19 protein-coding genes are annotated in these 23,506 nt (G+C 71.8%); 7 read left to right on the top strand and 12 right to left on the bottom strand.

The window, feature by feature from the left end; genetic code table 11:
• Positions 1-112 precede the first annotated feature (112 nt).
• The 4 genes from ACFYVR_RS26035 to ACFYVR_RS26050 form a co-directional block, all read right to left on the bottom strand.
• On the bottom strand, positions 113-1,453 hold the full coding sequence (locus ACFYVR_RS26035; protein WP_387478953.1) for a sensor histidine kinase: 1,341 nt from the start codon (positions 1,451-1,453) through the stop codon (positions 113-115).
• On the bottom strand, positions 1,440-2,159 hold the full coding sequence (locus ACFYVR_RS26040) for a response regulator transcription factor (protein ID WP_387478956.1): 720 nt from the start codon (positions 2,157-2,159) through the stop codon (positions 1,440-1,442). The genes ACFYVR_RS26035 and ACFYVR_RS26040 overlap by 14 nt, the downstream gene beginning before the upstream one ends.
• Before the next feature lie 23 nt (positions 2,160-2,182).
• Positions 2,183-2,563 carry a hemophore-related protein gene (locus ACFYVR_RS26045; RefSeq protein WP_387478959.1) on the bottom strand — a complete coding sequence of 127 codons (381 nt, stop codon included), beginning with the start codon at positions 2,561-2,563 and terminating at the stop codon, positions 2,183-2,185.
• 142 nt (positions 2,564-2,705) lie between these two features.
• Positions 2,706-4,613: a propionyl-CoA synthetase gene (locus ACFYVR_RS26050; RefSeq protein WP_387478962.1), complete on the bottom strand. Its 1,908-nt coding sequence runs from the start codon at positions 4,611-4,613 to the stop codon at positions 2,706-2,708.
• Positions 4,614-4,801: 188 nt separating this feature from the next.
• Here ACFYVR_RS26050 and ACFYVR_RS26055 point away from each other — a divergent pair, with 188 nt between their 5' ends.
• Positions 4,802-5,476: a GPP34 family phosphoprotein gene (locus ACFYVR_RS26055; RefSeq protein WP_387478965.1), complete on the top strand. Its 675-nt coding sequence runs from the start codon at positions 4,802-4,804 to the stop codon at positions 5,474-5,476.
• Between the two features lie 17 nt (positions 5,477-5,493).
• On the opposite strand, the gene ACFYVR_RS26060 is transcribed toward ACFYVR_RS26055, so the two are convergent.
• The 5 genes from ACFYVR_RS26060 to ACFYVR_RS26080 form a co-directional block, all read right to left on the bottom strand.
• Entirely contained in the window at positions 5,494-5,883 is a 390-nt protein-coding gene (locus ACFYVR_RS26060) for a DUF1801 domain-containing protein (protein ID WP_387479019.1), read from the bottom strand.
• 19 nt (positions 5,884-5,902) lie between these two features.
• Complete coding sequence (locus ACFYVR_RS26065; protein WP_387478968.1) at positions 5,903-6,331, bottom strand: universal stress protein; 429 nt, start codon at positions 6,329-6,331, stop codon at positions 5,903-5,905.
• A 141-nt stretch (positions 6,332-6,472) separates the two neighbouring features.
• The gene (locus tag ACFYVR_RS26070) at positions 6,473-7,504 is read right to left on the bottom strand and encodes a hypothetical protein (protein WP_387478971.1); all 1,032 of its coding nucleotides are present in this window, start codon (positions 7,502-7,504) and stop codon (positions 6,473-6,475) included.
• Complete coding sequence (locus ACFYVR_RS26075; RefSeq protein ID WP_387478974.1) at positions 7,501-8,994, bottom strand: carboxyl transferase domain-containing protein; 1,494 nt, start codon at positions 8,992-8,994, stop codon at positions 7,501-7,503. The genes ACFYVR_RS26070 and ACFYVR_RS26075 overlap by 4 nt, the downstream gene beginning before the upstream one ends.
• Before the next feature lie 283 nt (positions 8,995-9,277).
• Positions 9,278-10,915, bottom strand: a complete 1,638-nt coding sequence (locus ACFYVR_RS26080) for an ABC-F family ATP-binding cassette domain-containing protein (protein ID WP_387478977.1) — start codon at positions 10,913-10,915, stop codon at positions 9,278-9,280.
• Positions 10,916-11,051: 136 nt separating this feature from the next.
• Between ACFYVR_RS26080 and ACFYVR_RS26085 the strand changes: the two genes are divergently transcribed.
• From ACFYVR_RS26085 to ACFYVR_RS26095, 3 genes are all read left to right on the top strand, one after another.
• Positions 11,052-11,903: an aldo/keto reductase gene (locus ACFYVR_RS26085; protein WP_387478980.1), complete on the top strand. Its 852-nt coding sequence runs from the start codon at positions 11,052-11,054 to the stop codon at positions 11,901-11,903.
• Positions 11,904-12,132: 229 nt separating this feature from the next.
• Positions 12,133-13,107, top strand: a complete 975-nt coding sequence (locus ACFYVR_RS26090; RefSeq protein ID WP_387478983.1) for a hypothetical protein — start codon at positions 12,133-12,135, stop codon at positions 13,105-13,107.
• Between the two features lie 96 nt (positions 13,108-13,203).
• Positions 13,204-14,154, top strand: a complete 951-nt coding sequence (locus ACFYVR_RS26095; protein WP_387478986.1) for a helix-turn-helix domain-containing protein — start codon at positions 13,204-13,206, stop codon at positions 14,152-14,154.
• Here the strand turns inward: ACFYVR_RS26095 and ACFYVR_RS26100 are convergent.
• Entirely contained in the window at positions 14,102-16,213 is a 2,112-nt protein-coding gene (locus tag ACFYVR_RS26100) for an MMPL family transporter (protein ID WP_387478988.1), read from the bottom strand. The two genes, ACFYVR_RS26095 and ACFYVR_RS26100, sit on opposite strands and share 53 nt — an antisense overlap.
• A 23-nt stretch (positions 16,214-16,236) precedes the next feature.
• On the bottom strand, positions 16,237-19,551 hold the full coding sequence (locus ACFYVR_RS26105) for a BTAD domain-containing putative transcriptional regulator (RefSeq protein ID WP_387478991.1): 3,315 nt from the start codon (positions 19,549-19,551) through the stop codon (positions 16,237-16,239).
• Positions 19,552-19,712: 161 nt separating this feature from the next.
• Here ACFYVR_RS26105 and ACFYVR_RS26110 point away from each other — a divergent pair, with 161 nt between their 5' ends.
• The gene (locus tag ACFYVR_RS26110) at positions 19,713-20,384 is read left to right on the top strand and encodes a hemerythrin domain-containing protein (RefSeq protein ID WP_387478994.1); all 672 of its coding nucleotides are present in this window, start codon (positions 19,713-19,715) and stop codon (positions 20,382-20,384) included.
• 148 nt (positions 20,385-20,532) lie between these two features.
• Here the strand turns inward: ACFYVR_RS26110 and ACFYVR_RS26115 are convergent, their stop codons facing one another.
• Positions 20,533-21,618 (bottom strand): NAD(P)-binding domain-containing protein, encoded by a 1,086-nt coding sequence (locus ACFYVR_RS26115; RefSeq protein ID WP_387478997.1) that lies wholly within the window; start codon positions 21,616-21,618, stop codon positions 20,533-20,535.
• Between the two features lie 39 nt (positions 21,619-21,657).
• Between ACFYVR_RS26115 and ACFYVR_RS26120 the strand changes: the two genes are divergently transcribed.
• Positions 21,658-22,389 carry an enoyl-CoA hydratase gene (locus tag ACFYVR_RS26120; protein WP_387479000.1) on the top strand — a complete coding sequence of 244 codons (732 nt, stop codon included), beginning with the start codon at positions 21,658-21,660 and terminating at the stop codon, positions 22,387-22,389.
• A gap of 1 nt (position 22,390) precedes the next feature.
• The gene (locus ACFYVR_RS26125; protein WP_387479003.1) at positions 22,391-23,506 is read left to right on the top strand and encodes an MBL fold metallo-hydrolase; all 1,116 of its coding nucleotides are present in this window, start codon (positions 22,391-22,393) and stop codon (positions 23,504-23,506) included.

A 23,506-nucleotide genomic window follows, 5' to 3' on the forward strand; every position in this document is an offset into this window, starting at 1 on the left:
CGCAGGGGCAGCCGCAGGGGCAGCCGCAGGGGCAGCCGCAGGGGCAGCCGCAGGGGCAGCCGCAGGGGCAGCCGCAGGGGCAGCCGCAGGGGCAGCCGCAGGGGCAGCGGGGTCAGAGGCGGTTCGGGAACTCGAACACCAGACGGGCTCCGCCGAGCGCACTGTCCTCGAACCAGGCGCGGCCACCGTGCAGCTGGGCCTGCTGCTCGACCAGGGCCAGGCCGAGCCCGGATCCGCCTGCCGCCGCGCCGACGCCACGGCGGAAACGCTCGAACACCACCTCGCGCTCGGATTCGGGGATGCCGCGGCCGTTGTCGTCGACGGTGAGCCGGATGGTGCCGTCGGTTCGCCGGTGCACCGCCAACACGACCTCGGTGGCACCGCCGTGCCGGACCGCGTTCGCGGTCGCGTTGTCGACCGCGAGCCGCATGCCTGCGGGCAGTCCGCGGATCACCAGCGACGGGTCGGCGTCGACCCGCACGGTCAGGTTCGGGTGCTGCCGCTGCGCGTCCTGGGCGGCCGCGTCGCACAGTTCCGCGAGGTCGGTGGGGACGTGGTCCTTCTCGCTGGACAGTTCGCCGGAGGCGAGCCGTTCGAGAGCCGCCAGGGTGGATTCCACCCGGCCCTGGGTGCGGGCCAGGTCGGCGAGGATCTCGGCGCGTTGCGACTCGTCGAGTTCGAGGGTGGTGAGCACTTCGATGTCGGTGCGCATCGCGGTCAGCGGGGTGCGCAGCTCGTGGGCCGACACGGCGGCGAAGTCGCGGGCCGTTTCCAGGGCGGCGCCGGTCTGGCGTTGGGCGTCGGCGATCCGGGCGAGCATCTTCTCGATCGCCAACGCCAGTTCCTCCGCCTCGCTTACCCCGGACACCTTCGCGGGTTGCGGGGCGTCGCTGGCGATCTGGTGCGTCAACTGCACGATCGGGCGGACCGCCCGACCGCCGAACACCCAGCCGAGGGCGGTCGCGGCGGCGATGGCGAAGGCTCCCGCGATCAGCACCCACTGGCGTTGGTCGGTGGTCACGTCCCTCGCCTCGGAGGCCGGGACGGCCAGTGACATCACGAGCGGGGTGTTCGGGATCTCCGTCGTCGCGACGCGATAGTCGGTGCCGTCGACCCGGACCGTCGCGGCGCCCGGGTCGAGTTCGGGCAACCGGGTCGGGGTGCTCGCGATCACGTCGCCGGTGCCGGTGGACCGGATGGTGACCGCGAAGGCGCCGCCGTCACCGAACGTCGGCAGGAACGATGCGGCCGTGGCGACGTTCGCGACCAGCACCCGGGACGCCGTGTCGAGGCGACGATCCAACTGCGCCATGTTGTTTCGTGAGATGGCCACCGAGACGAAGATGCCGAGCAGGGCGACGATGACGGTGGCGCCGAGTGCGGCCGCGGCGGCGACGCGGGCGCGGAGCGAATAGGACCGGCGCCGGCTCACCACGTGCTCACGAGGCGTCACGGAGCACGAATCCGACCCCGCGCACCGTCTGCAGAATCCGAGGATGCCCGTGCGCCTCCAGCTTTCGGCGCAGGTAGCCGACGAACACGTCGACGACGTTGGTGTCGGCGACGAAGTCGTAGCCCCACACCAGTTCCAGCAACCGTTCCCGCGTGAGGACGACGCCGTGGTTGCGGGCGAGTACCGCGAGAAGCTCGAATTCCCGTTTGGTCAGATCGATTTCGTGGCCGTCGACGATTGCGCGTCGCCCGAGTACGTCGACGGTGAGCAGGCCGACGGTGACGCTGCCCTCGATCGGTCCGGCGGTCCCGGTGGGTGTCGCGGCGGTCGCACGCCGGCGGAGCATCGCCTTGATGCGGGCGACCAGTTCGGCCAGCACGAACGGTTTGACCAGGTAGTCGTCGGCGCCGGCCTCGAGCCCGGCGACCCGGTCGTCCACCGAGGAGCGGGCACTGAGCACGCAGATCGGGACGTCGTTGCCCATCGCCCGCAGGGCGGTGACGACGCTGGCGCCGTCGAGGACCGGCATGTTCATGTCGAGCACGACCGCGTCGGGGGAGCGGTCCGCGACCACGGACAGCGCCTCCGCCCCGTTCGAGGCGGTGAGGATGGTGAACCCGGACAGACGCAGGCCCCGCCGCAGGGAGGCGAGCACGTCGTTGTCGTCGTCGACCACCAGGACGGTGGCGGATCCGGTCTCGGTCACCCCGCCATTGTGCCTGTCCGGTTTCAGTAGTTGTGGCAGGTGGCGGCGACGACCGCGAGGGTGCCGTGGATCATCTCGGCTCGGGGGCCGGTGAGAAGCTGATCGGCCGTCGTCGCGAGCTGTGGGTTGGCGGCGAGGTACAGGTCGACCTCTCGCTGGCGTCGGTCGGCGGGCTGGTCGAACAGTACGGTCAGCTGGCGTTCCACCTGGGGGTACGAGTCGAGGAGAGACCCGAGGCCCGGCGCGGTGGCGTGGAGCGCGGCGTCGATCTGGGTGAAGCTGCACGTGCTCTGCAACAGCGGTAGGGAGGACACCGGAGACCCGGCGGCGACGGCGGGGCCGAGCAGGGTCGAGGCGGCAGCGAGGCCGGCGGTCAGCAGGGCGGCACGAGCGGGAAGAGTCATGTACCGAATGTAGGCCCGCTCCTCGCCCGAGTGGTCGAGGCAGGCCGTGGAACCTCCACAGAACCGAGGTCGCTTCCGGGCGAGGCGCGGGAAACGCCGGAACGGTGGACGCCGGTAGTGCCCGGCCGGCGCCCACCGGTGCTCACGGGGTCGGGCCGAGCAGCTTCGCGAGGGCATCGAGGACGGCGGGGTCCTCGATCGTGGACGGCACCGTGTAGTCCTCGTGGTCGGCGATCTGCCGCATCGTCTTGCGCAGGATCTTGCCGGACCGGGTCTTCGGCAGCGCCTGCACGACCGTCACGTCGCGGAACGTGGCTACGGCGCCGATCTGGTCGCGGACCATCGCCACGAGTTCGGTGCGCAGCACCTCGGGGTCGATGTCGGCACCGGCCTTGAGCACCACGTAGCCGCTGGGGCGCTGACCCTTGAGGTCGTCCTTGATGCCGACGACCGCGCACTCGGCGACGGCCGCGTGCCGGGCGACGACGGCCTCCATCGCGCCGGTCGAGAGCCGGTGTCCGGCGACGTTGATGACGTCGTCGCTGCGGCCGAGGACGAAGACGTAGCCGTCGGCGTCGACGAATCCGGAGTCGCCGGTCAGGTAGTAGCCGGGGAACGTCGACAGGTACGACTTCACGTACCGCTCCTCGTCGCGCCACAGCCCGGCCAGTGTGCCGGGCGGCAGCGGCAGCTTGATGACGATGTTGCCCTCGGCGCCCGCCTCGACCTCGGTGCCCGCGGCGTCGACGACCTGCACCCGGTAGCCGGGCACCGAGACGGTCGGCGAACCGGCCTTGATCGGCATCGGCTCGAGGCCGCGCAGGTTCGCGCAGATCGCCCACCCGGTCTCGGTCTGCCACCAGTGGTCGATCACCGGGGCGCCCAGCTTCTCGGTGGCCCACTCGTAGGTGTCGGGGTCGAGACGCTCACCGGCCGCGAACAGCGTGGTCAGGGACGAGATGTCGTACCTGGCCAGCTCCGCGGCCTCCGGGTCCTCCTTGCGGATGGCGCGGATCGCGGTCGGTGCGGTGAACAGGGCGCGGACGCCGTGCTGCTCGATGATCCGCCAGAACGCGCCGGCGTCGGGGGTGCCGACCGGTTTGCCCTCGTAGACGATCGTGGTGGCGCCGACCAGCAGCGGCGCGTACACGATGTACGAGTGCCCGACCACCCAGCCGACGTCGGACGCCGTCCACATCACCTGGCCGGGGCCGATGTCGTAGATGTTGCGCATCGACCAGGCCAGCGCGACGGCGTGGCCGCCGTTGTCGCGGACCACGCCCTTCGGCTTCCCGGTGGTACCGGACGTGTACAGGATGTAGAGGGGGTCGGTCGCGGCGACGGGCACGCAGTCGGCGGGGGTCGCGTCGTCGACGGCGGCGTCCCAGTCCAGCCAGCCGTCGTGATCGGCGGCGTTGCCGGGGATCTGTTCGCGGTCCTTGACGATGATCGTGGTCGGGGCGTGGTCGGTCAGGCCGAGTGCCCGGGCGACGATCGGCAGGTACTCGATGGTCCGGCCCGGCTCGAGGCCGCCGGACGCGGTGACGAGTGCCTTCGGCTGGGCGTCGTCGATGCGGGCGGCGAGTTCGGCGGCGGCGAACCCGCCGAACACCACCGAGTGGACGGCGCCGATACGGGCGCACGCGAGCATCGCGACCGCGGCTTCCGGGATCATCGGCATGTAGACGACGACACGGTCGCCGGCGGTGATGCCCTGGGCGGTGAGGACGCCCGCGAAGCGCGAGACCTGGTCGAGCAGTTCGGTGTACGTGTAGGTGCGGACCGTGCCGGTCATGGCCGAGTCGTGGATCAGGGCGGCCTGGTCGCCGCGGCCGGCGGCGACGTGCCGGTCGAGCGCGTTGAAGCACGTGTTGAGCCGGGCATCGGGGAACCAGCGGTACATCGGGGCCGCGGAGTCGTCGAGGGCCTTCGTCGGCGCGTCGACCCAGTCGATGGCCTCGGCGGCGTTGAGCCAGAAGCGTTCCGGCTGCTCGACGCTCTCCCGGAATGCCTCGGCGTAGGCGCCGCTCGCGTGCTCGACTGCGCTCATCGACTCGTGTCCTCTCCCTCGCTGTGATGCGCACTACACATTAGGGGATTCCGGCGCCTCCAACACCGCTCGGACGGGACGGCGCGGCGCCGGTGCGGCAGGCGGTGCCGAATCGTCGATGAGCGGTGACGGTGGCGTCCGGGAGCAACGGGCGTCGGGAGGCGACCGGGGCAACTACGGTGGGGTGCATGACGCTGCTCGCGGAGGACCTGCTGCTGCTCCTGCTCGACGACGAGACCGGGAAACCCGTCGTGGACGGCTCTTCGGTGCCGCGTGTGCTCGCCGGTGCGGTACTGCTGGATCTGGCGCTCGACGGTGTGGTCGAGCCTGCCGACGGGTCGGGCGCGGTGAAGAAGGGTCGCCTCGTCCTGCGGGATCGCACGCCGCCGCTGGACCCGATCCTCGCGCACGCGGTCGCGCAGCTGCGCGGGTCGAAGCCGTTGAAGCCGGAGGCGGCGATCGAGAAGCTCGGCAAGAACCTGCGTGAGGCGGTGCTCGGTCGTGTCGTCGAGCGCGGCTGGGTGCACGAGGCGAAGGGCAAACTGCTGGGGATCTTCCCGACCAAGACGTGGCCGTCGGTCGATCCCACGCACGAGCGGGTGGTGCGCGACCGGCTGCGGGCCGCCCTCGTCGACGGCGCGACACCCGAGCCGCGCACCGCCGCCCTCATCGCGCTGCTGTCCGCGGTCGACGCCGCGTCGAAGGTGTTCCCCGACGAGGGGAAGAAGGCGGTCCGGAGGCGTGCCAAGGAGATCGCGAACGGGGACTGGACCGCGGTCGCCGTCCGCCGGGCGGTCGAGTCGGTCAATGCGGCGGTCATCGCCGCGGTGATCGTGCCGTCCGTCGCCGCGGGCGGCAGTTGAGCACGTCGCTCCCGCAGCTAGCCGGCGTTCAGCTCGACGGCCGCGCGGACGAGGGCCGTGAACGCGTCCTCGTCGATCTCGTCGGTTTCGTGGAAGTCGATGGCGCGCCGGGTGTTTCCGTCGAGACTGGAGTTGAACATCCCCGACGGGTCCGCCAGCGAGGCGCCCTTCATGAACGTCACCTTCACGATCTTCTTGTACGACTCGCCGGTGCAGACGATTCCGGAGTGCGACCAGACGGGGACGCCGCGCCACTTCCACTCCTCGACCACGTCGGGATCGGCCTGCTTGACCAGAGCCCGGATCCGGGCGAGTTTCTCACCCCGCCAGTCGCCGAGTTCCCGGATGCGTTCGTCGATCAGCTGGGAGGCGGTGTCGCCCTCCGCAGCACCGCCCTTCGCCCGGATCAATTCAGACGTCCTTCGTCTAGTTCGTGTGGACGACGTAGACGTCACACGGGGCATGGGCGGCGACGTCCCGCGCGATGCTTCCCAGCACGCGGGTAGGGCCCTGAACTCGCCGATTGCCCACGACGATCAGGTCGGCGGAGAGGTCGTTCGCGACCCGCACCATCGCGTCGGCGGGCTTTCCGCTCTCGGCGGAGATGGTGATCCGTGCCGTGGGAAGTTCGCGACGGATTCTGGCCTGCACGGAGCCGGCGAGGCCGTATGCACTCTGCTCGGTGGTGACCAGGATCGCCTCGGTGCCGGCTTCGAGGCGCTCGGATTCGAACTTGCCGTACGCCGACACCAGCCGCAGGTCGGCGTCGAGGGCCACGGCGAGTTCGGCCGCGCGTAGTGCGGCGGCGTAGGCTGTCGCACTGTCGTCGACGCCGGTAACGATCTGCTTGATCATGCTCGCACTCCTACGGCCGGGACCACCCTCGTGTGTATTTGATCGAGATAGTACGTATCGAACGGGATGTGTGCTGGCGACACGGCCGTTCGGCGTGGTGTGAGTGTCGCGACGCCGGGCGGCCCGTCCTGTTTGCGTGGGTCAGGCAGTGTCCGGTGCGGTCGTCGGGGAGAAGTCCTCCTCGATGCGGATCGCGATCTGCAGGCAGGCCAGCATCAGTGCCGCGACCGCGAAGCCCGTGAGCGCGCCCAGCTGCTCCTGGTCGAACAGAAAGACCTGGGTCACCAGGAGATTGACGATCACCGATGCTCGGAGCAGGCGGAGTGCCCGCAGGTACGGTCCACGCCAGAGGAACCACACGCCGAGCACGGCCAGCGCTCCGGACACCGCGCTCGACACCTGGACCAGGGTGTCGGACAGGTTGTCGGCCGCGTCGTCGTTGACGGTGACCAGCGCGAGCGCCACCGACGCGACGGTCGTGGCCGCCTGGACGACGAAGAGCACCAGCACGATACGGCGCACCATCCGATGCCCCAGCACGGACTCGGCATGCCGGGCGGCGGTGTTGCGGGCGCGGACGACCCGTGAGCCGAGACTGGTCTTCGGAACGTCCTGCGTGAGTAGTGCCTCGCGAAGGGCCGCCGACATCGCCCCGAATCGGGGGTCCCGGACCCCGTCGAGCACCGCGAGCACGGACCGGCGCCGGACGTCGTCGAGTTGCCCGAGGGCGAGGTCGGTGACCGCGTCGGCGCCGATGGCCAGTCGTCGCTCGTCGGGTGGTCCTGCACGGGTGATCGCTTCGCGGGCAACCAGATAGAAGAGCACGAACACCACGTAGATCATCGCGATCGCCGGCTGGAAGAAGTAGTCGACGTCCTTGGTCACGAACTTGCCGATCTCGTCGACGAACAGGCCGAAGCCGATACCGCCGGCGAGCGCCGAGAGCACCCGCACCCGGGTGCCCTCCGTGATCGCGACGGCCACGAGGGCGGCGGCCATCAGCAGCCCGCCCCACAACACGTGCGCGATGTGCAGTGTGCCGCTGCCGATCTGGGGATAACCGGTTGCCGCGAGGTAGGCGCGGGTGATCAGCACCGTGGCCACCGCGGCGACCAGGAACAGTTCGAACCGCGTCAGAGCCGCCGAGTCGTGAGCCCGGGTGTCGGCGGTCATCGCGGCAGCCCGAGGGTGCGGTAGCGAGCGATGCGTGTGGTGTACCGCTGCTCGGCCGGGACCGTGTCGAGGGCGGCCAGTTCCCGGGCGATCGCCTCGCCGACGCGTTTGGAGAACCCGATCGGCTCCTCGGCGGCGTCGGGCAGTTCCGGGATGATCGCGTCGATCACCCCGTCCCGGAGCAGGTCCCGAGACCGGATGCCCTGGGCGTGGGCCATTCTCGGGGCGTGGGCGGTGTCGCGGTGCACGATCGCGCTGGCCCCTTCGGGCGGGAGGGGCGCGAGCCAGCCGTTCTGTGCCGCGAGCACCCGATCCGCGGGCAGCAGCGCCAGCGCGCCGCCGCCGGTGCCCTGGCCCAGCAGCACCGACACCGTCGGGGTGCCGAGGGTGACGAGATCGGCGAGGCAGCGGGCGATCTCGGGTGCCAGGCCCCGCTCCTCCGCCTCCTTCGACAGGGACGCACCGAGGGTGTCGATCACAGACACCAGCGGAATTGCCAGTTCCTCGGCGAGTTTCATGGCGCGGCGGGCCTCACGCAGTGCGCCGGGACCCATTGTCGTCTCGGGTGACTGACCGCTGCGGTCCTGCCCGAACAGCACACAGGGCTGTCCGCGGAACCGGGCCAGCGACACCAGCACCGTCTTGTCTGCCTCGCCCTGCCCGGTTCCCGACAACCGCACCTGCTCGGTCGCGGCGTACCGCAGCAGCTGCCGGATGCCGGGCCGGTCGGCACGCCGGGACAGCATCACCGACTGCCACGCCGGGACGTCCGGGATGTCGGCCGGCTCGGGATGTGTGTCGACCCACTCGTCGGTGTCGCCGGACAACACCCGCAGCGAACGCGCCACCAGGTGCCGCAACGACTTCGGCTCGACGACCCCGTCGATCACCCCCTTCGCGTACAGGTTCTCCGACGTCTGGACGCCCTCCGGAAACCTCTCCCCGTACAGCGCCTGATAGACACGCGGACCGAGGAACCCGACGAGGGCGCCGGGCTCGGCGACGGTGACGTGGCCGAGCGACCCCCAGGACGCGAACACCCCGCCCGTCGTCGGATTGCGCAGGTACACCAGGTAGGGCAGTCCGGTGGCCTTGTGGACCGTGATGGCGGCGGCGATCTTGACCATCTGCACGAACGCCAGGGTGCCCTCCTGCATCCGGGTCCCGCCCGACGTCGGCGACGCCAGCAACGGCAACCGTTCGGCCGTCGCGCGTTCGACCGCCGTCACGATGCGTTCGGCGGCCGCGACGCCGATCGAGCCGGCGAGGAACCCGAACTCGCAGGCGATCACCGCGACCCGGCGGCCGCGGATGGTGCCCTCCCCGGTGATCACCGATTCGTCGAGCCCGGTCTTCGCGCGCGCTGCGTCGAGGTCGGCGCGGTAGTGCGCGTCGGCGTCCACCTCGACCGGTGCGGTGTCCCAGGACCGGTAGCTTTCGGCGTCGAGAACCAGATCGAGGACGTCGTGAGCGGACAGGCGCGCAGGCATGGCGCCGAGCCTATGTCACGCCCGGCCTGGAGCGGTGGCCTGCGGCCAGTGGTGGGGGGTGGGGGGGGGCGGCCCCCCCCCCCCCCCCCCCCGCGCCCCCCCCCCCCGCCCCCCCGCCCCCCCCCCCCCCCGGGGGGGGCGCGGGGGGGCGCCACCGCCCGGGGGGGGGGGCGGGCGGCGTGTGCCCCAATCTGTGGTTGCTTGTGGCCTCACCTGGGTGTCGGGGGGGGGGGGGGTTGGTGGGCGGGGGGGGGGGCCCCCCCGCCCCCCCCCCCACCACTGGCTACTCGACGAGCAGCCCACCTTCCATCCGCCACCGGCGGGTGCTGCGCATCGTGTCCAGCATCCGCCGGTCGTGCGTGACGAGCAGCAGGGTTCCGGTGTAGGAGTCCATCGCCTGCTCGAGTTGTTCGATCGCGGGGAGGTCGAGGTGGTTGGTCGGCTCGTCGAGAACCAGCAGGTTCACGCCGCGTGCCTGCAGGAGGGCGAGGGCGGCGCGGGTGCGTTCGCCGGGGGAGAGCGAGTCCGCCGGCCGCAGCACGTGGTGACCCTTGAGGCCGAACTTCGCGAGCAGGGTGCGCACGTCCGCGTCGGGCCAGTCGGGGACCTGCGCGCCGAACGCCTCCGCCAGCGTCCGGTCGCCCTCGAACAGTCCGCGGGCCTGGTCGACCTCGCCGACCGCGACCCCGGACCCCAGCGACGCGGTGCCCTCGTCGGGGGCGAGGCGGCCGAGGAGCACGCTCAGCAGCGTCGACTTTCCGGATCCGTTCGGTCCGGTGACGAGAATGCGGTCACCCCAGTCGATCTGGGCGTGGATCGGGCCGAGCCGGAAGGTTTCACGTGCAACCACGACACCGGTCAGGGTGGCGACGACGGCGCCGCTGCGGGGCGCGTCGGCGATCTCCATCCGCAGCTCCCATTCCTTGCGGGGCTCCTCGACCACCTCGAGCCGCTCGATGCGGCGTTGCGTCTGACGGGCTTTCGCGGCCTGCTTCTCGGTGGATTCGGCGCGGGCCTTGCGGCCCATCTTGTCCGAGTCGGCGCCCTTGGCCTTGCGGCGGGTGTTGCGGACGCCGTGCTCGAGCCAGTTGCGCTGCATCTGGGCGCGGGCCTCGAGCCCGGCCTTCGTGTCCGCGTACTCCTCGTAGCGTTCCCGGGCGTGCCTGCGGGCGACGGCCCGCTCCGTCAGGTACGACTCGTAGCCGCCGTCGTACACGGCGATCTGCTGTTGCGCGAGGTCGAGTTCGACGATCCCGGTCACGGTGCGCGCGAGGAACTCCCGGTCGTGGCTGACCACGACGATGCCGGTGCGGGTCTGCGCGACGAACCGTTCCAGTCGTTCGAGTCCGTCGAGGTCGAGGTCGTTGGTGGGTTCGTCGAGCAACAGCACGTCGTACCGCGACAGCAGCAGCGCCGCCAGCCCGATGCGTGCGGCCTGCCCGCCCGACAGTGCCGTCATCTCGGCGTCCAGCACGACGGTCAGGCCGAGGTCCTCGAGGACCTGCTCGGCCCGCTCGTGCAGGTCGGCACCGCCGAGCGCGAGCCAGCGCTCCAGGGCGTGGGCGTAGCGGTCGTCGCCGCCCGGCTGTTCGAGGGTTTCGGCGGCCGCGTTCATCTCGGTCTCGGCGTCGGTGACCCCGGTGCGGCGACCGAGGTAGGTCAGGACCGTCTCGCCGGGGAGGCGTTCGGGCTCCTGCACGAGGTGACCGATCGTCGCGTCCGGCGGGCTGACGGTGACCGTGCCCTCGACCTCCGCGGTGGTGACGCCGGACAGGATCGACAGCAGCGTGGACTTGCCCGCACCGTTCGCACCGACCAGGCCGATCACGTCGCCGGGGGCGACGACGAGGTCGAGACCGGAGAAGAGGGTGCGGTCGCCGCGCGCGGCGGAGACGTCGTCGGCGTGCAGGGTGGCGCTCATGAGGCGATTGTCGCAGTCCCCTGGAGACGGCCCCTACCGGCGTCGGACGGTGGGCCGATTGTGACGAGCGTCTCGATCGGTGTCCGCCGGCCGCCGGCGGGAACAAACGCCGCGCCCCGTGTCGTTGGTGCGTTCCATGACTCCTGTGAGCTCGGTCCCGAATGTGGCACTCGCCGACGGCAACACGATCCCTGCGGTCGGGTTCGGGGTGTGGCAGGTCCCTGACGACGAGACCTTCACCGCGGTGACCAGCGCCCTGAGCATCGGCTACCGCAGCATCGACACGGCCGCCGTCTACGGCAACGAGGTGGGCGCGGGGCGGGCGATCGCCGCGTCCGGGGTGCCGCGTGACGAGCTGTTCGTCACCACCAAGCTGTGGAACAACTCCGCCCAGCCGTGGACGCGCGACGGGGTGTTCTTCGAGTTCGAGGCCTCACTGGACCGCCTCGGCCTCGACTACCTCGACCTGTACCTGATCCACTGGCCGCGGGCGGTGCGTGAGGACTACCGCGCCATCTGGCGTGCCTTCACCGAACTGAGGGCCGACGGGCGGGTCCGCTCGATCGGTGTCTCGAACTTCCAGCCCGCCCAGCTGCGCACGATCATCGACGACACCGGCGTCGCGCCGGTGATCAACCAGGTGGAGGTGCACCCCGACTTCGCGCAGCAGGAACTGCGGGCGGTGCACGCCGAGCTGGGCATCGTCACGGAGGCCTGGTCGCCGCTCGGCCAGGGCAAGGGGTTGCTCGACGATCCCATCCTCGGCAGGATCGCTGCCAAGCACGAGCGTTCGACGGCACAGGTGGTGCTGCGGTGGCACGTGCAGCTGGGCAACGTGGTGATTCCGAAGTCGGTGACGCCGTATCGGATTCGGCAGAACTTCGAGGTCTTCGACTTCGAACTCGACGCCGACGACCTCGCCGCGATCGCCGGTCTGGACGCGGGCAACCGCCTCGGGCCCGACCCCGACGTGTTCGACGCCGGCTGAGTCCCGTTCCGGTCGGGCCGGTTCGCGTCGGCCGGGAACGGCGGAGTCCGATCACAATTCGGCGCTCCGTGCACGGATATTCCACGAAAACTGCACGGAGTGCCGAACCGGACGAACTGGACAGGCTCCTCGGGCCTTCGTAGTGCGAAGATCCGCTCACGACATCTCGAGCCCCGCGCGCTTCGCGTTGCGCGCGTCGGGGGGCTTCGGTTGGCTGAGGATGGGTGGGATGGAAACTTCGACGACGACTACGTCGGCAACGCAACCGGTGGTGGCGGTGTCCCCGTCGCTGCGTCCACTCCCGGTTCGAGTGCCGGTGCGGGCCGCGTCGCGGCCGTCGGTGTGGGCACTGGTGCCGGGGTCGCTGTTCGCGGACGGTCGGTACCGCCTGCTCGAGCGGGGCGGGGGCACGGCAGACGCCGCCTTCTGGCGCGCCCACGACACCGTGCTGGCCCGCGATGTCGCGCTGACGGTGATCGACCTCGGGGACGGTGACAGCGCCGCGGCCCTGTTCGACCGCACGATGTGGCTGTGCCGGACCCGGTCCGGTGCGGTCGCCGTGGTTCTGGACATGTTCGAACGCGACGGTCGCGCGGTCGTCGTCGCGCAGTGGAAGCAGAGTCACGCGCTGGGGTTGCTGCGCGTCGGCCGGCCCGAGGCCGCGGCCGCATCCGTCGCGTCACTGGCCGGCGTGCTGGCCGACGGGCACCGAGAGGGTGCGGTCGCCGCCATCGATCATCCGAGCCGGGTGCGGGTCGGTTCCGACGGTGTCGCGTTCCTCGCGTTCCCCGGTGTGCCGGTCTCCGCGACCGCCCGCAGTGACGTGCGAGGCCTCGGAAACGCGTTGAGCGAGTTGCTCACCGGGCTCCACCATGTCGGTGACGGTCGTCCACTGTCGCCCGGAGCGCTGCGACCCGATGTGCCCGAGGTGTTGTCGGAGCTGGTGGTGGGCGCGGTCGGTACCGGCGAGGGAACCGCGGACCCGGTGCCCGGCGCCGTCACCGCCGACCGATTCGTCACCGTGCTCGGCGCGGTCGCCGCGGAAGCCGCCGCCGTCGCCGACGGGCCCGGAGCGGAGCCGGCGCACGCGCAGTCGCCGTCGGGCGGCGTGCACTGGCGGATGTGGGCGCCGTTCGTGGCCGGTGGGGCGCTGCTGGTCGCTCTGGCGACGATCGGGTGGTTCGTCGGGGTGGCTCTGGTCTGAGCCGGTCGGGTCGTGGGCGCGCCGGTGCACGGCCCGTCGTGCGGCTCGGGCTAGGGTCTGGCTGACTTCGGCATGTGGGGTAGGGGAATCGGGCGGGTGGGCGACAGGAATCTCGGCGCGGTGTCACGGCGTTTCGACGGTGGCATCACGATGACCGGGTCGGCGGGGATCGGGACATTGTCGGGAATGTGCCGCTTTCGGTCGGATGATCCGGACAACTTCGCGGCGACCATGATCTCGGTCGATCTCGGGTCGGTGCGGGTGAACCGCCTGCGGTCCACGGCCGTGATCGGGATCAGGGAGCAGGACCAGATCGGCGACGTGATGTCGGGCTACCTCGCTGTGGCGTGTGTTCGATCGGGTTCCGTTGTGCTGGAACAGAACCGGGGCTTGCATACGGTGCGGGCCGGCGATGTCGTGTGCGTGGACTTCGGCCGAGGTCTGGTCCTCGACATCGCGGAGGACACCGAACTGGTCTTCGTCTACCTTCCCCGCGCCGCGGTGCTCGCGCGGTTCTTCGATCCGGGCCGCCTGGCCGGCGCGGTGCTGTCGAACTCCGTCGTCGGGGCGGCGCTCGCCGGGGTCCTCGATCCGCTGACCACCGCGGGGGCGGCGGTCGACGACGTGGCGCTGGTCGAACACGCCGTCGTCGACCTCGCCCTGGCGGTGCTGCGGGAAGTCTGCCCGGTCGACGCCACCCCGGACGCGACCGGCGGGTTGCGGTCGCGGGTGTACGAGTACATCGAGCGGCACTTCACCGATCCGACCCTGAGCGTGGAGCGGGTCGCGGCGGGCGTCAACGTCAGCACCCGCTACCTGCACAAACTGATGGAGCCGGAACTCGAGTCGGTGTACGGACTGATCCGCCGCCGCCGCGTCCGTTGCGGTATCGACCTGCTGGGCGATCCGGCGTGCTCCGAGCTGTCGATCGGGCAGATCGCGCGCCGCAGCGGCTTCGCCGGGCTCAGCCAGTTCGGCCGCGCGGTCCGCGACCTCACCGGGCAGGCACCACGGGAGATCCGGCGACGGAGCTTCGGTCGGCCGTGACGCCGTCGCCCGGGAGCAGCTTCGCGAGCCAGGTGGGCAGCCACCAGTTCCGGTGGCCGAGCAGCGCCATGGTGGCGGGCACCAGCACCATCCGCACGACCGTCACGTCGATGAGGACCGCGACGGCGAGACCGACGCCGAGCATCTTCACGGTGACGTTGGCGTCGAGGGCGAATCCGGTGAACACGGCGATCATGATGGCGGCGGCGCTGGTGATGACGCGTCCGGTCGCGGCGAGCCCCTGCACCACCGAGCCGTGCGGGTCACCGGTGCGCAGCCAGATCTCACGGACCCGCGAGAGCAGGAACACCTCGTAGTCCATGGACAGGCCGAACAGGATGGTGAACATCAGGATCGGCACCCAACTCGACACCGGGGTCGGACCGGGGAGCCCGAGAACGCCTGCACCCCAACCCCACTGGAACACCGCCACCATCACCCCGTAGGTCGCGGCGACGGACAGCAGGTTCATCGCCGCCGCCTTGACCGCGACCACGGGCGCCCGGAACACCACCGTCAGCAACGCCACCGACAGGGCGACGACGACCGCGACCACCAGCCACAACCGCTGCGCGAGCCGGGCGGAGATGTCGACGAACGTCGCGGTCACACCGGTGACGTGGACACCGTCGGGCAACGCGCCGCGCAGTCGGTGCAGCGTGTCGGTGGTCGCCCGGTCCGGGGGCGCGGTCGTGGGCTCCGCGGTGACGACGGCGGCGGTGCCGTCCGCGTTGACCAGCGGCGGCGCCACCCGCGCGACACCGGGGTCCGCGGCGAGCGTCGCGGCGACGGTCGCCGGGTCGACACCTGCGCTCGTGTCCACCGCGACGAGCAGGGGTCCGTTCGCGCCGGGACCGAACTCGTCGGCGACCAGGTCGTGCGCGACGCGGATGGTGTTCGAGGTGGGAGCGCTGCCGGCGTCCTGCGGCCACGTCCGCATCTGCAGCACCGGCGCGGCGAGCAGGAGCAGGATCCCGAGCGCGCCGACGGCCCACGGCCACGGACGCCGCCCCACCCGCCGCGCCCAGCGGGCGGTCAGCGGTTCACGCGCGGAACGGGGACGGCTCGTGCGCCCACGGCGTCCCAGCACGCGATGCCCGGCCAGCCCGCACAGCGCGGGCACGAGGGTCACCGCCGCGAGCATCACCGCGCCCACGGTCAGGAACGTCGCGTACCCGAACGACGAGTACACGGGCAGGCCCGCGAGCCGCAACCCGAACAGCGACACCAGCACCGTCGATCCCGCGAACACCACGGACACGCCCGCGGTACCGTTGGCGTACCCGGCGGCCTCCCGCGGCGCCATCGCGTCGCGAAGGCCGTCCGCGAACCGCGTCACCAGCAGCAGCGCGTAGTCGATGCCGACACCGATCCCGACCATGGTCGCGACGGTCGGGGCGATCGTGCTCACGTCGGTCAGCGCCGCCAGCACCGTGATCAGCGCCCCGCCTACCCCGACCCCGGTCAACGCGACCAGCAGCGGCAGGCCCGCCGCGACCACCGATCCGAACGCGAACACCAGGATCAGCAGCGCGACGCCGATCCCGATCGCCTCCGCGGAACCGGACGGCGCCGAGTCGTTCTCGTGCACCTCGCCGCCGAACTCGACCTGCAGTCCCGCGGCGCGGGTGTCCGCAGCGGCGGCCTCCAGCGGAGCGGTGCCCTCGGAGCCGGTGAAGTCGGTGACGGGAACGGAGTACCGCACGTCGAGGATCGCGGTGTCCCCGTCGTCGGACAGTCGCGGTGGCGCGACGAACCCGACGCCGGGCAGGTCGGCGAGGCGGCCGCTCAGCGACGACAGTTCCGCCGCGGGCACCGCGCCGTCGGGGGAGTGCACGACCACGCGGGCGTCCGTCCCGGACATCTCGGGGAACCGGTCGACGAGCAGGTGGGTGCCCGGCGTCGATTCGAGGCCGGCGATGTCGTAGTCGTCGCGGGTGTCGCCTCCCGCGACGACGGCAAGGGTGACGGCGGTCGCGAGGATCGCCGCCCAGAGGGACAGGATGCGCCAGGGGTGCGCGGCGCCGGCCGAACCGACGCGGTACAGGAGGGTGCTCATGGCACCCACGGTCGCGCCCGCTGCTAGTGGACGACTTGGAGGCGACTTCGTGCCGCGTCGATCCACTGCGGGCAGCCGCACCGCCGCGCCAGTTCCGCCGCAGCCGTCAGGTGGGTGACCGCGTCGTCCCGGCGCCCCAGCAGCAGTGCCAGATCCCCGAGCACGGTGTCGACGGGCCCCATGGTGAACGACCCGGTGTCGGCGCCGCCGAGCTGCCCGGAGTACGGCAACAGCTGTGGGTACAGGTGCTCGGCCTCGTCGCGTGATCCCAGCGCCGCCACCGCGATGCCTCGCTGCGTGAGCAGGAACCCGTGGAAGAAGTCGGACCGGACCGGCCGCAGACCCACCCGCAGTGCCGGTGCCTCGGAGGCCCTGCCGTTGGCGACGAGCGCGATGGTGAGCGGATCGACGACGACGTCCGCCGCCGCGGTGTCGAGGGCGCGGATCACCGCCTCGAGCTCACCTGTCCGGCCCTGCGTGACCCGCAGTGAGAACAGTGCGAGCAGCAGGATGCCGTCGGCGTCGATCTCGCCGTGTCCGAGGAACTCCCGGTGGGCCCTGACGTACATCTCCTCGGCGGCGTCGAGGTCGCCGGCGGCGTGCGCCAGCATCCCGTGCACCATCGAGTTCGAGGCCTGCGCCTGCTTCCAGCGGTACCGCCTCGCGAGGGCCTCGTTGTGCGCGAGATGCAGCCGGCCGGTGTCGAAGTCGCCTCGCGCGCACGCAATCTGGAGCGCCGAGTAGTTCCCGATCAGCGCGAACGCCGCGCGGTCCTCGTCCGCACCGAGAGCGATCATCTCGGCCCCGATCGCGGCCCGGACGTCGGCGGGAAGAGCCCCGTGCCGCAGCGCCAGACGCGCGTTCAACGCCAGGCCGAGCAGTGTCGGGTCGCCGAGGCGACGCGCCAGCGCCTCGGCTTCCACGCCCGCCGCCTCGGTGCGCGCGTCGTCCTCCCCGTACACCTCGTCGACGAGGATCACCAGCAGCCGGCACCGCTGCTCGTCGGTCAGGTCCGGCAGCGTCAACGCGCGTTCGATCGCTGCGACGACCCGGACGTCGACCATCCCGTACGGCCGGTTGATCCACGGCGTCGGTGTGTCCCATGCGGTCAGGGACCGGACGATCAGGTCGTCGCGCCCCGCCGCCTCGGCCACCGACAGGGCGCGGTCACGGGTCTCCCGGGCGGGCGCGGCCGCCCCGTTCACCAGATGACTGCGTCCGAGCCGGGCCAGTGTGTCCACCCGCTCGTCGACGTCCCCGCCGCCGGGCAGGCGGTCCATCGCGGTCAGGGCCTGCTCGTAGTGCACGGCCGCCGCGTCGTGCGCGAAACGTGTCTCCGCCTGCCGGGCCGCGTCGAGCGCATGGTCCGCGGCGCGTCGCGCGGTCCCGGCGGACAGCGCGGCCCCGAAGTGGTGGGCCAGCGCCGACGCGTCGTCGGGGTGCACCGTCTCGACGGCCTCCGCGACCCGCAGGTGCCAGCGGGCCCGGCGGATCTGCGACAGGTCCCCGAGCAGGGTGTCCCGGACGAGTGCGTGGGTGAACCGGACCGTCGACGGGTCCGGCTCGTCGAGCAGGCCCGCGACGACACCGGCTTCGACCGCGTCGAGCGCCTCGTTCTCGTCGAGTTCGACCGCCCGCAGCAGCACGTCCACGTCGGCCTGACGACCGATCACCGCGATCAGCCGCAGCACCGACACCGCCACCTCGGGCAGTCGCGCGAACCGTCTGCGCAGGACGTCGCGCACGCCGTCGGGGACTTCGGAGGTCGCGACCAGCTCGCCCTCGCTGCCCAGCAGCCGGGCGCTCTCGCGCAGATAGAACGGATTTCCGCCGGTGCGCTCGGTGAGGGCCTCGATCACCTCGCGGTCGGCGTCGACTCCGGCCACCTCCCGGACCAGGGCCGCGGCGTCCTCGGCGCCGAGACCGGCGAGCCTGATCCGCTCCGGGGTGTGGGGTGCCAGCCTCGCGAGCGTCTCGGCGAGCGACGGTGTCACCTCGTCGGGGCGGTAGGCGGCGACCAGCAGCACCGGCACGGTCTCGGCGACCCGGGTCAGCAGCGTCAGCGTCTCGGCGTCGGCGCGGTGCAGGTCGTCGAGGAACACGGCCAGCGGCCGATCCAGCCGCGCGAGGTCGAGGTAGTCGGTCACCGCGCGGTGCAGTAGGAACCGGCCCTGCGCCGCGGGAGCGGTGTCGTCGCCGGTCAACCGCACGTCGTCGAGCAGCGGCGCCAGCGCGGCGGCGAGGGGTCCGGGATCGACCTCGGCGGCGAGTGTGCGCAGGATCTCGACCCACGCCCACGCCGGTGGTGCGCCCTCGGCTTCGGGGCAGCGCCCCAGCAGGACCCGGCTGTCCCCGAGCGCGACCCGAAGCCGGAGCAGCAGCTCGGTCTTGCCGCCGCCCGCCTCCGCCGTGACCAGGGCGACCCGGGCCCGGTCCGACACCGACAGGGCGGCCGCGAGCAGCGATTCGAGCTCGCCCTCGCGGCCGAGGAACCCGGTCGCCGGCGGAGGAGGGACGACCGGAGCCGGCACGACGGCCCGGGGTACCGCGGCCCGAGCCGGCTCCGCGACGCGCACCGGCGGCACCACCACCGGCATCCGCTGGGCGAGCAGGTCCGCCTCGAGCTGCTGCAGCGCGGGCCCGGGGTCGAGGCCGAGCTCGTCGGCGAGGATGCCGCGGGCGCGACGCAGCGCGGCCAGCGCGTCGGCCTGCCTGCCGCCGGCGTGCAGGCCCAACGCCAGCAGCCGCCAGCTTTCCTCCCGCAGCGGGTGCGCACGCGTCAGGGTTCCCGCCTCCGCGGTCGCCGCCGCCGCGTCACCGGTGTCGAGCATCGCCGCCGCCAGGCGCTCGTGCGCTACCAGACGCAGCTCCTCCAGCCGGGCGACCTCGGGCGCTGCCCAGTCGTGGGCCGCGAACTCGGCGTGCGCGGTGCCCCGCCACAGGCCCACCGCCTCCTCGAGGACCCGGCGACGCTCCGCCGCGGACGGCACCCGGTCCGCGGCCCGCAGCAGCGACTCGAACCGCCACGCGTCCACGTCGTCCGGACCCAGCGTCAGGCAGTAGCCGGGCGCGCGGCTGATCAGGACGGTGGCAGGCGCGCGGGGTGCGCGTTCCGGTTCGAGGGCACGACGCAGGTTGGACACGTACGCCTGCAACGCGCCGAGCGCCCTCGGCGGCGGCTCGCCGTGCCAGAGATCGTCGATCAGCCGGTCCACCGACACCACCGCGCCACGCGCGATCAGCAGTAGCGCGAGGACACCACGCTGCCGGGGACCACCGAGGTCGACCGTCGTGCCCTCGGTTTCCGCGTCCATCGAGCCCAACACCCGTATGTGCACTGCACAAGGGTAGGTGGGGACGGGCCGGCGCGCGGTCCAAGTCGGCGGCAAGAACGCCACAAGTGGTTCGGGTGATCGTGAATCCCGTCAGCACGACCCAGGTCGAGCTCGGCGAGATCGAGTCGACGCAGCCCAGCAGCACCCAGCCCAGGAGGCACACCATGAGCACGCTCACCGCGACCGAACGACCGGACACCGGGGACATGATCCTCGCCCACAACATCTTCCGGCACTCGTTCGGCTCTCTGCCCGACCTGATCCGGGCCGTCCCCGAGGGCGACACCGCGCGAGCCCGCCGGCTCGTCGAGTTCCAGACCGAGATCGCCACCGGACTGCACCACCACCACACCGGTGAGGACGAGCTGATGTGGCCGCTGCTTCTGGACCGGGCGCCGACCGATCACGCGCTGGTGCTGCGGATGGAGGAGCAGCACGAGCGGATCGGTGAACTGCTCGACCGGGCCGCCGCCCGCGCCGCCGCGTTCGAGTCGTCGGCGTCGAGCAGCGACGGCGAGGCCTGGGCGTCGACGGTGTCCGTCCTGTTCACGGCCCTCGACGAGCACCTGCGCGAGGAGGAGGCGCACATCCTTCCACTGGCGGAGGCGAACATGACGGTGGCCGAGTGGGAGCAGCTCGGCGAGCGGGGGCGTGCGTCGGTTCCGCGCAATCGGCAGCTGATCCTCCTGGGCTTCCTGCTGCTCGGCGCGACCCCGGACCAGCGCACCCGAGTGCTCTCGGAGGCGCCGCTGCCCGCGCGGATCGCGTGGCGGCTGGTCGGCAAGCGCGCGTTCGCGAAGGAGTACCGCGAGATCTTCGGTGTCGACCCGAGCTGACCGCCGTCCGCCGTCCGCCGTCCGCCGTCTGCGAAAACCCCGGTGCACAACGGTGTTGCCGAGTGCACAGGGGTTTTCGGCGCGCAGAAGGGGTGTGCGGGCCGCGAAACGGGTGTGCACAGGGGTTTTCGCGGCACGCCGGTGGGGGTCAGCGGGACGTCAGGTGCGTGATCAGCTCCGACGCGGCGGCGCGTCCACCTCGGTTGGCGCCGATCGTGCTCGCGGACGGGCCGTACCCGAGCAGGTGGACGCGCGGATCGGCGGCGACGGCGGTCGCGAGGCGTCCGGTCATCGTGATCCCGCCGCCCGGGCCGCGCAGCCGCAGCGGCGCGAGATGGTCCAGGGAGCTGCGAAAGCCGGTGCACCACAAGATCACATCGGCCTTCTGCTCCGACCCGTCCGGCCAGTGCACCCCGTCCTCGGTGATCGCGTCGAACATCGGCAGACGGTCCAGCACGCCGCGTTCGCGGGCGGCCCGCAACGCAGGAGTCAGGGGCAGGCCGGTCACCGACACCACCGACCCCGGAGGCAGACCGCGCCGCACCCGGTCCTCGACGACGGCGACCGCGGCGCGGCCCTCCTCGGGGGTGAACGGAGTGTCCCGGAACTGGGGCGGTCGCCGCGTCACCCATGTCGTTGTGGTGACGCGGGAGATCTCGTCGAGCAGCTGGACCGCGGAGATCCCTCCGCCGACCACGACGACGTGCCGGCCCGCGAACTCCTCGGCGGTGCGATAGTCGCGGGTGTGCAGCATCCGTCCCCGGAACAGGTGGGCGCCCGGATAGCGGGGTACGAACGGCCGTTCCCAGGTCCCGGTGGCGTTGACGATGCCGCGGACGGTCAGCGTCCCCGCGTCGGTCTCGACGGTGAGGTGCCCGTCCGGTGAGCCGTGGTCGCACACCACCCGGACATTGACGGGGCGGCGTACCGGCAGGTCGAATCGGCGTTCGTACTCGGCGTAGTACCGCGGCACGGCGTCGGCCGCGGGCACCTCGTCGGGTGCGGAGTCGTCGAGGACGTCGGTGAACGGCATGCCGGGCAGGTCGTGCACCCGGTTGACGGTGCTCAGCGTCAGCGACGGCCAGCGGAACTGCCAGGCCCCACCCGCGCTCGGGGCGTGGTCGAGAAGCACGAACCCGATGCCGGCCTCGCGCCCCAGCTTCTGCAGGTAGTACCCCGCCGACAGGCCGGACTGGCCCGCTCCGATCACCGCGACGTCGACGGACTCCCGCATGGTGGCAACCTCTCAGGTCGAAACGGTACGGTCACCATCATGATCGGGACCAGCCGGGACGGCGACGTGGTGACCATCGAGCTGCAGCGCGAGGAGAGGCGGAACGCGCTCAACACCGAGCTGTGCGTGCTGTTGCGGGACGCGGTCGACGAGGCCGTCGACGACGGGGCCAGGGTCGTCGTTCTGACCGGTCAGGGGTCGGCGTTCTGCGCTGGCGCGGACCTGTCCGGCGACGTGTACGCCGACGGGTTCACCGACACCCTGCTCGAGATGCTCCACACCATCGATTCGGCGCCGGTCCCGGTGATCGCCGCGATCAACGGACCGGCCATCGGCGCGGGCACCCAGCTGGCGTTGGCCTCGGACCTGCGGGTGGTCGCACCGGACGCGTTCTTCGCGGTGCCCGCGGTGAAACTGGGCATCTCGGTGGACTCGTGGACGGTCAAGCGTCTGGTCGCCCTCGTCGGCGGTGGTCCGGCACGCACCGTCCTCCTCGGTGCGGAGCGGATCGACGCCGAGGAGGCATACGGGTTCGGCCTGGCCAACAAGGTCGGGGACCTGGCGGCCGCGCAGGAGTGGGCGAAGCGGATCGCAGGCCTGGCGCCCCTGTCGTTGCGGCATCTCAAGCTGGTCCTGAACGACGATGGCACGCAGGATGATCCGACTCCCGAACAGCTGGCGGCACTACGCGCCGCGTGGTCGAGCGAGGACATGCACGAGGCGTGGCGCGCCCGGCAGGAGAAGCGCAGCCCGACGTTCCGGGGGCGTTGAGATGGGCGTCCGGGCGGTGGTCGCGGCGGCGGTCGCAGGCGCGGCGGTCGCGGCGCTGGGCCGCGCCGCGTGGGGGATACCCGGGCAGATCGGGGCCGGTGCCGCCGCGATCACGCCCCGGGTGACGGGATCGATCGGCTACCGGGACAACCGTTTCCACAACACCGACCCGAGCAGCCAGATCGTCCGCGGTGACGAGTCGAGCCTGCTGTCGTCGATGCTGACGCGCCGGCGCGCGGGCCGCCCGCGTCGCCCGATCCCGCTGGCCACTCCGCTGGCGCCGGCCGAGCCGGCCGAACTGGCGGTCACCTGGTACGGGCACTCCAGTGCGCTGATCGAGATAGACGGGCATCGGATTCTCACGGATCCGGTATGGAGCCAACGGGTTTCGCCGTCCCTGCTGATCGGGCCCGCCCGGTTGCATCCGACCCCGGTGGACATCGAGGCGCTGCCCCCGATCGACGCGGTCCTGATCTCCCACGACCACTACGACCACCTCGACAAGGCCACCGTCATCGCGCTGCTGGGCAGCCAGGACACGCTGTTCGTCGTGCCCAAGGGGATCGGCGCGCACCTGCGGCACTGGCGGGTGCCGGAATCGCGGATCGTCGAACTCGACTGGGAGGAGCAGACCACCGTCGGTGAACTGGTCCTCACCTGTACCGAGGCCCGCCACTTCTCCGGTCGCGGATTCTCGCGCAACACGACCCTGTGGTCGTCGTGGGCGGTGCGGGGTCCGCAGCATGCCGTGTTCTTCGGCGGGGACACCGGATACACGTCGCGGTTCACCGAGATCGGCGACCGGCACGGCCCGTTCGACCTGACGTTGCTCCCGGTCGGGGCCTACGACGAGCACTGGCCGGACGTCCACATGAACCCGGAGGAGGCGGTGCGGATGCACGCCGACCTCGGTGCGGGGGACGCGACGGCGGGCGTGCTGGTGCCGGTGCACTGGGCGACGTTCAATCTCGCGTTCCACCCGTGGGCGGAGCCGATCACCCGGCTGCTCTCCGCCGCCGAACCGGAGGGCACGACGGTCCGGGTCCCGATGCCGGGCCAACGGATCGACGTCCTCCGTCCCGGTGTCCAACGCCAGTGGTGGCTGCGGCTGGCCTAG

The sequence above is a fragment of the Rhodococcus sp. NPDC003318 genome, from assembly GCF_042879035.1.
Classification (GTDB): domain Bacteria; phylum Actinomycetota; class Actinomycetes; order Mycobacteriales; family Mycobacteriaceae; genus Rhodococcus_G.

Coding starts and splice junctions, on each gene's coding strand:
- ACFYVR_RS26055 (WP_387478965.1), top strand. CDS start 4,802: ATGACGCTGCTCGCGGAGGACCTGCTGCTGCTCCTGCTCGACGACGAG.
- ACFYVR_RS26100 (WP_387478988.1), bottom strand. CDS start 16,213: ATGAGCACCCTCCTGTACCGCGTCGGTTCGGCCGGCGCCGCGCACCCC.
- ACFYVR_RS26115 (WP_387478997.1), bottom strand. CDS start 21,618: ATGCGGGAGTCCGTCGACGTCGCGGTGATCGGAGCGGGCCAGTCCGGC.
- ACFYVR_RS26070 (WP_387478971.1), bottom strand. CDS start 7,504: ATGACCGCCGACACCCGGGCTCACGACTCGGCGGCTCTGACGCGGTTC.
- ACFYVR_RS26085 (WP_387478980.1), top strand. CDS start 11,052: ATGACTCCTGTGAGCTCGGTCCCGAATGTGGCACTCGCCGACGGCAAC.
- ACFYVR_RS26090 (WP_387478983.1), top strand. CDS start 12,133: ATGGAAACTTCGACGACGACTACGTCGGCAACGCAACCGGTGGTGGCG.
- ACFYVR_RS26110 (WP_387478994.1), top strand. CDS start 19,713: ATGAGCACGCTCACCGCGACCGAACGACCGGACACCGGGGACATGATC.
- ACFYVR_RS26120 (WP_387479000.1), top strand. CDS start 21,658: ATGATCGGGACCAGCCGGGACGGCGACGTGGTGACCATCGAGCTGCAG.
- ACFYVR_RS26065 (WP_387478968.1), bottom strand. CDS start 6,331: ATGATCAAGCAGATCGTTACCGGCGTCGACGACAGTGCGACAGCCTAC.
- ACFYVR_RS26075 (WP_387478974.1), bottom strand. CDS start 8,994: ATGCCTGCGCGCCTGTCCGCTCACGACGTCCTCGATCTGGTTCTCGAC.
- ACFYVR_RS26125 (WP_387479003.1), top strand. CDS start 22,391: ATGGGCGTCCGGGCGGTGGTCGCGGCGGCGGTCGCAGGCGCGGCGGTC.
- ACFYVR_RS26050 (WP_387478962.1), bottom strand. CDS start 4,613: ATGAGCGCAGTCGAGCACGCGAGCGGCGCCTACGCCGAGGCATTCCGG.
- ACFYVR_RS26045 (WP_387478959.1), bottom strand. CDS start 2,563: ATGACTCTTCCCGCTCGTGCCGCCCTGCTGACCGCCGGCCTCGCTGCC.
- ACFYVR_RS26080 (WP_387478977.1), bottom strand. CDS start 10,915: ATGAGCGCCACCCTGCACGCCGACGACGTCTCCGCCGCGCGCGGCGAC.